The following is a 9,507-nucleotide window of genomic DNA, read 5'->3' as shown; positions in this document are numbered from 1 at the left end:
AAATCATCGTCAGCTGATGGTGTTTCTTCTGGTGATGGCTCGTTTGGCGCTGCCGCCATAGAATCCATTAGCGCGTCTATATCATCAGGATCGCTTAATTCTGACGATAAATCATCGTCAGCTGATGGTGTTTCTTCTGGTGATGGTTCATCTGCTCCTGAAGGCTCGTCCACTGCTGAAGGCTCCTCCTCTGCTGAAGGCTCTTCCGCTGCTGAAGGCTCTTCCGCTGCTGGTGCTGCCGCCATAGAATCCATTAGCGCGTCAATATCATCAGGATCGCTTAATTCAATATCTTCAGAAATTTCAACGATTTCTTCATCGCCTTCTAAAACATCTTTTTCAGGTGCATCGTCTTCGTCAAGGTCAGATAACAACGAGTCTAAGTCGCTTTGGTCTAGTTCATTACCTTCTAAAGGTTCTGGTTCTTCTGAAGAATCTAAAGATATCTCTTCTAAATCGTCTAAGTCGCCAAGATCATCTAAATCATCTAAATCATCGATATCATTCAAGCTATCGTCTAAATGAATAACATCGTCATCTAATAAATCTTCATTGGGAGATTCAAGATCATCACTAAATAAAGAATCATCATTATTATCGCCCTCTGAAAGGTCAATAGACAGTTCGTCATCAAGAGAAAGTTCATCGTCTAAAGACAACTCATCATCAAGCGATAATTCGTCGTCTAATGATAGTTCTTCGGTAGGCTGACTTTCAGCTTTCTCCTGGATATCTTCACTCACTGGCGGCTGTGATTTTTCTTCAACCACCTTTTCTTTAGGTTGTTCATTTTGCTTTTTACGTAAAAATAACAGTAGCAACCCTGCAATTAACGCTAACGGCAACCCTATGCCCATTGCTAAAAACCATGGACTATTTAAGAAACTGTCATTGGCACTTTCTAATGCTTGCTCAGCCTTGAGACGAGCTTGTTCTTCCGCCTCGGCTTTCGCTAAAAGTGTTTGTAAAAGAGTAATCGTTTGTTGTTGTTGCAGTTCTACATCTTTACTTTTTGCAACTTCATCTTTCATGCTACCTAGTTGTTCGGTAAACGTATTAAGTTTTTGTTTAAGTTGTTCGTTTTCTTTAAGGATTGTTTGAAGACCATCGATGGAATCAAGCACATCGTTTTGTATGGTGTCTAAACGAAGGTTTTGCGATTGCTCGTACGTTTGTAATTTATCATTTATTTCGGTTTTCGCTTGATCTAAATCTTTTTTCTTTACCGATTCTTCAGGTGGCTTTTTACTAACTGGTTTTGCAGTGACTTTTTTATCCCATGATGAGTCATCGTTTTCCGACTTTTGTTTTGCAATTGCCGGATTTATGCGTGCAATTTCTGCCGCAGATGGCAACGTCAAGTATTGACCATCTATCATGTGATTTAAATTACTGTCTTTAAATGCTTGTGGGTTCTTTTCATACAACGCCTGCATCACCTGATACACAGAAAAAGCAGGATCAGGACGCACTGTAAGTGCGATGTTCCATAAAGTATCTTGTGACGTGATAGGCCCATATTGCTCATAGCGATAGGTATCACTATTTTTAGGGCCACGAATACGAATGCCACCCTCTTCTTCAGCCAAAGATGGTATGCTCATTGAGCTAATGCTTACCAAGATTACCTGCCACAGGCACAGGCGTAACAATCGTTGCATTAAGATTTCCTAGCTATTTGTTATTATTTGCCAAATGTTTGGCGCTTCCAACTAATTAAAATACAAAGCAAAATTTATTCCAATTTAAAATAAATTATATAACACTTTGTAGCATGAATTGTTTTTATACCCTTTTTATAACAAAAAAACTCGTCGTTAACTATAACGACGAGTTTTTATTTTTCTTTAGTATATCTTAAGCTTAGCTTAAATGATCTTTAATCAACAATTCTGCAATTTGAATACTGTTTGTCGCTGCGCCTTTGCGTACGTTGTCAGCAACAACCCAAAGGTTAATACCGTTAGGGTGGCTAATATCTTCACGAATGCGGCCAACAAAGGTTGCATCTACACCACTTGCTTCACCAATTTGTGTAGGAAACTCTTCATCTTTATCGCACACTTCTACGCCTTCAGCCTGCTTTAGCAAGTCTTTAACAGCTTCAGCTGAAATTTGTTCGCGCGTTTCAATATGAATGGCTTCAGCATGACCAAAAAACACCGGAACACGTACAGCTGTAGGGTTAACACGAATAGTATCATCACCTAAAATTTTGTTTGTTTCCCACACCATTTTCATTTCTTCTTTTGTGTAGCCATTATCTTGGAACACATCAATTTGTGGAATAACATTAAAGGCAATTTGGCGAGAAAACGCTTTCGGTTCAATAGGCTTGCCACTTAGCAAATCAGCACATTGTTTAGCTAATTCGTCCATTGCTTCTTTTCCGGCACCTGAAACTGATTGATAGGTACATACGTTAATACGTTCAATTCCCACAGCTTGATGAATAGGCTTAAGTGCTACCATCATTTGGATCGTTGAACAATTTGGATTAGCAATGATATTTCGATTACGATAATCGACTAGTGCCTCTGGATTGACTTCAGGAACAATTAAAGGAATATCGTCTTCGTAACGATACTCTGAAGTATTATCGATAACAATACAGCCTGCTTCGCCGGCAATTGGAGCAAATTTAGCAGATACTGAACCACCAGCAGAGAAAAAACCGATTTGCGCTTGGCTAAAATCAAACGTATCTGCATCGATTACTTCAATACTTTCACCGTTAAACTCAACAAAGCCGCCAGCAGAGCGAGCACTCGCTAATGGGTATAATTTATTAATAGGAAAGTCACGTTGTTCTAATAATTCAATGATTGTTTTACCGACTAATCCTGTTGCACCTAATACGCATACATCAAATTTCTGTGCCATAGCTTACTCTCTTCTCCTCTATTAATTCTTAACTGAACCCAAGTTCATGTACTTGTGTTTTACTCTGTTCATCATTGATGAGCACTTTTGTCGCAGAAAACTCCCTGCGAGCTGGGTATGTTTTCCTAATATAATCAAAGCCATTGATATAAACTTGTTGACGAAAAATGCCATCATCACGTCTTACGTCGTAAACCATTTTTACCAACTGGTTTAATATAACGTCATTTAGTCTACCATGTAATTCAACTTGGCTTATGGTTGATTTTGGTAATAAGCCCTCAAGTGACTGATTCGGCTTTTTATTTAATAGCTCACATAGTGCCAAATAAAGCATTTCTGTGCCACGAGCTTTTCCTTCTAAGCTATAACCAGCAATGTGTGCAGTGGAAATTTCACAAAAAGGGATCAGCGCTTCAGCAATATTCGGTTCATTTTCCCACACATCCAACACTAATTTAGTCTTCATTCCTTGTTGTTTAAGTAACAACAACGCTTGATTGTCTATCACTTCACCCCGGCATGCATTTATTAATATTTGATCTTCAGTTAACGATGATAACACTGTTTGGTCAAACATATGATGTGTAGGATAAAGGCCAGTAGTGGTCTTTGGAACGTGCAAGGAAATAATATCGCACTGCAAGATATCTTCAAAACTAGAAAATACACGGGAGTCTTCGCCTGTAGCCGCTAGTATTGGATCATAAAGCTTATGCTGAATACCTAATGCGGTAAGTTTTTCACTTAAACGGCTGCCGGTATTTCCAGCACCAACAATACCAACGGTTTTGTCGAATACAGAAAAACAGTAACGTTCCGCTAATATAACTAACGTTGAAATAACATATTCAGCGACTGATATTGCATTACAGCCTGGCGCTGATGAAAAGGTAATTTGATTATTAGATAAATACGCCTGATCAATATGATCAACGCCAATGGTTGCAGTACCTACGAATTTTATATTTGGGCTGTTCTTTAGCAAGTTCTCATTTACTTGAGTTATTGATCTTACTAACAATACCTCAGCATCAATAAGGGTATCTGCTGATAATTCCCTACCATTAAATGCCGTTAACGTCCCGAACTCTCCAAAGAATTCAGCAGCATACGGCATATTTTCATCATAATATATTTTCATAATTTTATAAAAGAAAAAGCCGCTAACTTACGTTAACGGCTTTGTTTTTTGACCGTTAGCTGCGCTTATTTATATTTTTTCATCACTAAGGTTGCATTTGTTCCGCCAAAGCCGAAGCTATTTGACATCGCTAAATCAACCTCTTGCTCACGAGTGTCAGTGACAATATCAAGCCCTTGAGCTTGCTCGTCTAAATTCTCAACATTAATAGACGGCGTAATAAAGTTATGTTCCATCATTAATAAGGTATAAATAGCTTCATGAACGCCAGCTGCACCAAGTGCATGCCCTGTCATGGCTTTAGTTGCACTAATTGCTGGAGATTTTTCACCAAACAATTCTTTAATTGCACCTAGCTCTTTAACATCGCCAACCGGCGTAGATGTACCATGAGTGTTTAAATAATCTACGTGGCCTTCAACACCTTGCATTGCTTGTTCCATACACCGTACTGCGCCTTCACCACTCGGTGCTACCATATCGTAACCATCAGACGTTGCGCCATAGCCAACAATTTCAGCATAGATATGTGCGCCACGCGCTAATGCATGTTCTAATTCTTCAACAACGACCATACCGCCGCCCCCTGAAATAACAAAACCATCACGGTCAGCATCATAAGTACGAGATGCTTTTTCAGGTGTTTCATTATATTTAGTTGATAATGCACCCATCGCATCAAACATCATCGCCAGTGTGTAGTCTAATTCTTCACCACCACCAGCAAAAACAATATCTTGCTTACCTAGTTGAATTAATTCAGCGGCATTTCCGATACAGTGTGCACTTGTTGCACAAGCAGAGCTGATTGAATAATTAACACCTTTAATTTTAAAGGGGGTTGCTAAACATGCTGAACAAGTACTAGACATTGTTTTAGGAACCGCGTAAGGGCCAACACGTTTAACGCCTTTGTTGCGTAAAGTATCTGTTGAAGCAACAACGTTTGCAGAAGATGCGCCACCAGAGCCAGCAACAATACCTGTGCGGAAATTAGAAACTTGTTCTTCGGTTAATTTGGCATCATCAATCGCTTCTTGCATTGCAACATAAGCAAAACCAGCAGCATCACCCATAAATCTAAGGGCCTTGCGATCAATATGGTCTTTTGGATTTAGCGTTGGGTTACCCCAAACTTGGCTACGCAACCCGTTTTCAGCAAAGCTTTCAGCTTTAGTAATGCCTGAACGACCTTCTTTCAACGACGCTAATACTTCTTCTGCGTTGTTACCAATACTTGATACGATACCTAATCCGGTGATCACTACTCGTTTCATTTAATTAACCATCTTTAATTTGGAAATTCGGGCGTATGATACAGACTTTTTGTTCGTAAACTGGTCTGTCCAGCGTACACTTGTGCGCTGATTTTTTATCATCATGACAAACACCCTAAAGTAAAGGTAAAATATACCGCGAACGCCAATAAAATTACAGTAAAAATTAACGTGACTGACAATAATCATATCCATTTTCTAGAAGACGGTTCGCCCTTTAGCGACAAATTTGATGACATTTATTTTGATACCGAGTCAGGATACTTACAAAGCCAACGTGTGTTCATAGAAGGAAACCAAATACGTGAGAAGCTGTTATCATCGCGATCAAGGGTAACCATTGCTGAAACGGGCTTTGGCACTGGCCTTAATTTTTTGCTCACGCTAAAGCTCTATCATGATCTTCAATCAACAGAAACATTACCAGAGTTACACTTTATAACCACAGAGAAATATCCTCTTAACAGGGCACAATTACAAAAATCATTGTCCTGTTTACCCTATTTAGACTATTTCGCAGCACAGTTACTCGCACAATACCCTGAAACACTTACTGACAATACAGAACTGTTATTTTGTCAGGAAAAAATTAAATTAACACTCTTAACTGGTGACGCTACAGCCAGTTTAGCTTCATTGAACTGCTCAAACACAGGCATGATAGATGCGTGGTACTTAGATGGTTTTTCACCGGCTAAGAACCCGCATATGTGGCGCGAAGAGCTATTTAAAGAACTCGGTAGACTTTCAACAGCCAATGCAAGCGTTGCTACTTTTACTGTTGCTGGAAATGTCCGTAGAGGCTTAACGAACAATGGTTTTCGCGTGCAACGAATCAATTACGGCGGTAAGAAAAAAGAAATTCTTACCGGTAAGTTTCAACAAAGTGCTCGTTTCGGAAAGGGTTATCAACTAAGGCCACTTCGTTCAAAGCCTCAGCATGTTTCTATTGTTGGTGGAGGTATCGCGAGTGCATGTCTTGCGTATCAATTAGTGCATAAAGGTATTCACGTCACCTTATATTGTAAAGATAAGCAACTGGCACAAGGAGCATCGAATAACCCTATTGGCGCGTTATACCCTTTATTACATCAAAAAGCTGATGAATTAAGTCGCTTTTATCAGCATGCATTAAAATATGCGCGCTCATTTTATCAAGCGCTATTATCACAGGGGGCTAATTTCTCCCATGATTGGTGTGGATTATTAGAGCTTTCTTTTAACGACAAATTACAAAAACGCGAACAAGGCATTTCTGATTCGGCAATTTGGCCTAATACACTTATTCGTAGTGTTGATGCTAAAGAAGCAAGCCAGTTATCTGGGTTAACCTTATCTGATAGCGGGTTATTTATTCCAGACGCAGGCTGGTTAGCGCCTCATGAATTAACAACCGCCATTATTGACTTGTTGCAGACTACTGGCTTATTAAAAGTAAAATACAATGTTAATGTCCAAACGATAAAGCAGCTTAATAATAAAAAGTGGCAATTGCATACCAACAAGGGGCAATTAGTGGCTAGCAATTTAGTGATGGCGGCAGGTGCTGAAACCATTAAAATAGCGCCGATATCACAGCTGCCCCTGCAACCTGTTAAAGGTCAAATTACGGCATTAAGCACTAACAAGCAAAGCAAACATTTATCGACAGTTATTTGCCATAAAGGCTACTTAACCCCTAAAAACAATGGAGTGCATTGCATTGGTGCAACCTTTGAAAAAGATAAATTTGATACTACTACGGAAGATCAAGCCGATCAGTACAACCTTAGAATGCTGAAAGAGTCAATGGGTAGTCAATTAGGGTGGCAATCTTCAGATATCATTGGTAGTAAAGCCAGAGTCCGCTGTATGACTCCTGATCACTTACCAATTTCAGGGCCAATGGCAGAGATTTCACAGCACACTGAGATCTATTCTCATCTGTCAAAAGATAAAAATTGGCGTTACCAAACACCAGCTCCATATTTGCAGAACCTTTACGTACTAACAGGGTTAGGTGCAAGAGGAATTTGTTCAGCTCCCTTATTGGCAGAAATTTTAACCGCGGATATATGCGGTACTCCTTACCCAGTAAATAATGAAATGGTATTTAGTGTATCAACCAACCGCTTTATCATTCGTGACATTATCAAACGTAAAGTAACGTTGTAAAAGACAGTTAGCATTACCCCTTAATTGCTAACTGTTTAATTAATTGTTGCCAATAACGTTTAACAACCTCTCGATCACCCGGTGAAAGTTCTGTTCTTGCCGCAGCCATACTTTCACTAACATGTTCAATTAATGGCGCTGATATGACTTGATTCTCATCGCCAAATTCCCCCGCGGATAACGCAATAAATCCTCGAATATAGCTTGATGCAAAAAGCTCATCGCTACTGACATCTTGTGCCGCTAATTGATCAAAGTGATGATATAAATCTGATAAATGAACGATATTCACTGAAACTCTCTTTTATTGTGGACTAGAAACGGGGTAATAAACTTGATCATTATACCCGGTGATCACAGGCATAAAACCTGATAACTCATCATCTAACGTATTATCGCCAGTATCTGCAATTAATGGCCGAGAATCTAACGCAGTTAACTTAGCTTTTGTAGCAATAATTAATATATTTTCTTTACCAATTTCCCTAATAATACGAGGACTTAACTGTTGGTTTCCTCGACCAAAAATGTGGCCTTGCCCGCCAATCAAGGTAATAACAAGTTTAATATTTCCTTTATACTGGTGTAAAAATTGCCATAATTGTGGCTCTGTCACATCATTTGCCAACAGCTTTTGCTCATGGACCACATCGACACCAAGTAACGTATTTTTGAGCCCTAATTCTTCCATTAAGAAAGCCGTAGTTGAACCAGAACCAATAACAACCAGCGCATCATCCATTTTATCGATGATATCAGCAGCAATATCTTGTAAAACCAGTTCATCTACTTCTTTACCGCCAGACTTCGTTGCTTGCACATAGCGCAATTCAGCAGGAACTTGCATTTCACCATAACGTTTAGCTTTTACAACACCTTCACGGAATAATGACTCATCTATATCCATTACATCGGCTTCTGTTAAGGTAACAAGTTGGTGCGTAACCATTAATTCAACAATTCTGCCAGCAGCAGTAGGAGTGACGGCATAAACGCCAGAATGAATTTTACAACCGGCAGGAATACCGAGTACCGGAAAATTATCGCCAACTTTATGCGATATATTACGGGCAGTGCCATCACCGCCAGCAAATAATAACAGATCGATACCTGTAGAAATTAAGCTATCAACAGCGTTTTCAGTATCTTTAAAACACGTTTGTGCTGTTGGTGAGCGATAAACAATCTGGTAGTTAAAACCAAGCTCTTTCGCTAAAGTTTCCCCCATATCGCCGCTAACAGTATAAAGTGTTAACTCGTTTTTATAGGGTAATAAAACACTGAGCGCTTGTTTAGCACGAGCATTGGCCATTGGTTGAGCCCCTAACGCAATCGCTTGCTCAGCAATACCTTCACCATCACTCCCTTTAAGGGCCACACTACCACCAATTCCTGCGATAGGGTTAATAATAAAACCTAACTTAAACATCGGCATATAACTCTTGATCAAAAATGAACTGCTCGTCAGTTAATGGTAATTGACTTTGATAAAATTCAGCGAGTGCTGTTATAAACTGTTGGGCTCTCACTGGGAACCCAACCGAAATATAATACCTAACCTGTTGATAAACTGCATAACGAAAAGCAATGCTATCAACGTCATCACCGTGTAAATTGTCTGCAGATACATGAAACTTAATACCCGCGACGACACAAAATGCCCATTCAATCGCTTGAGGTTTAACTTCTACTTGTTCAAATTGCTTTTGTTGCGCTGATGAGCGCCCATCTGGGTGATACCAATATCCATAATCTTCTAATGTTCTTCTGTGCTCACCAGCAATACACCAATGTGCTATTTCATGTAACGCGCTAGTAAAGTAACCATGAGCAAATATGATGCGATGAAAATTGACCATATCTGTGGCAGGTGCATATAACGGCTCATGATCACCTTTTACTAACCGAGTGTTGTAATCGTTAAAAAACGTTTGTTCGAATAAATTAATAAGATCTTGATAATTGTGCTGCATTTGTCCGACTAACTGAACAATTTTCGGTATTCTAACGAAAAATGGCGATAATTAATATCGCCATTTTCAGTTATAA

Annotated in this window: 8 protein-coding genes; 1 reads left to right on the top strand and 7 read right to left on the bottom strand. The window is 39.4% G+C overall.

Translation table 11 applies throughout. The annotated features are described in order from the left end of the window. The 4 genes from Q4489_RS06340 to fabB form a co-directional block, all read right to left on the bottom strand. On the bottom strand, positions 1–1,604 hold a 1,604-nt coding region (locus Q4489_RS06340), incomplete at its 3' end, for a FimV/HubP family polar landmark protein (RefSeq protein WP_303478203.1). 259 nt (positions 1,605–1,863) lie between these two features. After that, complete coding sequence (locus Q4489_RS06335) at positions 1,864–2,883, bottom strand: aspartate-semialdehyde dehydrogenase (protein WP_303478202.1); 1,020 nt, start codon at positions 2,881–2,883, stop codon at positions 1,864–1,866. A 28-nt stretch (positions 2,884–2,911) separates the two neighbouring features. After that, on the bottom strand, positions 2,912–4,027 hold the full coding sequence (locus tag Q4489_RS06330) for a 4-phosphoerythronate dehydrogenase (RefSeq protein ID WP_303478200.1): 1,116 nt from the start codon (positions 4,025–4,027) through the stop codon (positions 2,912–2,914). A 65-nt stretch (positions 4,028–4,092) separates the two neighbouring features. Then, the gene (gene fabB / locus Q4489_RS06325; protein ID WP_303478198.1) at positions 4,093–5,304 is read right to left on the bottom strand and encodes a beta-ketoacyl-ACP synthase I; all 1,212 of its coding nucleotides are present in this window, start codon (positions 5,302–5,304) and stop codon (positions 4,093–4,095) included. Between the two features lie 171 nt (positions 5,305–5,475). Here fabB and mnmC point away from each other — a divergent pair, with 171 nt between their 5' ends. Further along, complete coding sequence (gene mnmC, locus Q4489_RS06320) at positions 5,476–7,458, top strand: bifunctional tRNA (5-methylaminomethyl-2-thiouridine)(34)-methyltransferase MnmD/FAD-dependent 5-carboxymethylaminomethyl-2-thiouridine(34) oxidoreductase MnmC (RefSeq protein WP_303478196.1); 1,983 nt, start codon at positions 5,476–5,478, stop codon at positions 7,456–7,458. Positions 7,459–7,471: 13 nt separating this feature from the next. On the opposite strand, the gene Q4489_RS06315 is transcribed toward mnmC, so the two are convergent. Genes Q4489_RS06315 through Q4489_RS06305 form a run of 3 tightly spaced genes read right to left on the bottom strand, consistent with a single transcriptional unit; the run spans position 7,472 to position 9,431 of the window. Further along, on the bottom strand, positions 7,472–7,750 hold the full coding sequence (locus Q4489_RS06315) for a YfcL family protein (RefSeq protein WP_303478193.1): 279 nt from the start codon (positions 7,748–7,750) through the stop codon (positions 7,472–7,474). Between the two features lie 12 nt (positions 7,751–7,762). Next, on the bottom strand, positions 7,763–8,893 hold the full coding sequence (locus tag Q4489_RS06310) for an ATP-NAD kinase family protein (RefSeq protein WP_303478191.1): 1,131 nt from the start codon (positions 8,891–8,893) through the stop codon (positions 7,763–7,765). Continuing rightward, the gene (locus Q4489_RS06305; protein WP_303478190.1) at positions 8,880–9,431 is read right to left on the bottom strand and encodes an elongation factor P hydroxylase; all 552 of its coding nucleotides are present in this window, start codon (positions 9,429–9,431) and stop codon (positions 8,880–8,882) included. Before Q4489_RS06305 ends, Q4489_RS06310 begins: the two co-directional genes overlap by 14 nt. Positions 9,432–9,507: the final 76 nt, after the last annotated feature.

Source organism: Thalassotalea sp. 1_MG-2023 (assembly GCF_030546745.1).
Classification (GTDB): domain Bacteria; phylum Pseudomonadota; class Gammaproteobacteria; order Enterobacterales; family Alteromonadaceae; genus Thalassotalea_C.
This window is presented reverse-complemented; position numbering and strand designations above follow the sequence as displayed.

Coding starts and splice junctions, on each gene's coding strand:
- Q4489_RS06305 (WP_303478190.1), bottom strand. CDS start 9,431: ATGCAGCACAATTATCAAGATCTTATTAATTTATTCGAACAAACGTTT.
- Q4489_RS06310 (WP_303478191.1), bottom strand. CDS start 8,893: ATGCCGATGTTTAAGTTAGGTTTTATTATTAACCCTATCGCAGGAATT.
- fabB (WP_303478198.1), bottom strand. CDS start 5,304: ATGAAACGAGTAGTGATCACCGGATTAGGTATCGTATCAAGTATTGGT.
- Q4489_RS06330 (WP_303478200.1), bottom strand. CDS start 4,027: ATGAAAATATATTATGATGAAAATATGCCGTATGCTGCTGAATTCTTT.
- Q4489_RS06335 (WP_303478202.1), bottom strand. CDS start 2,883: ATGGCACAGAAATTTGATGTATGCGTATTAGGTGCAACAGGATTAGTC.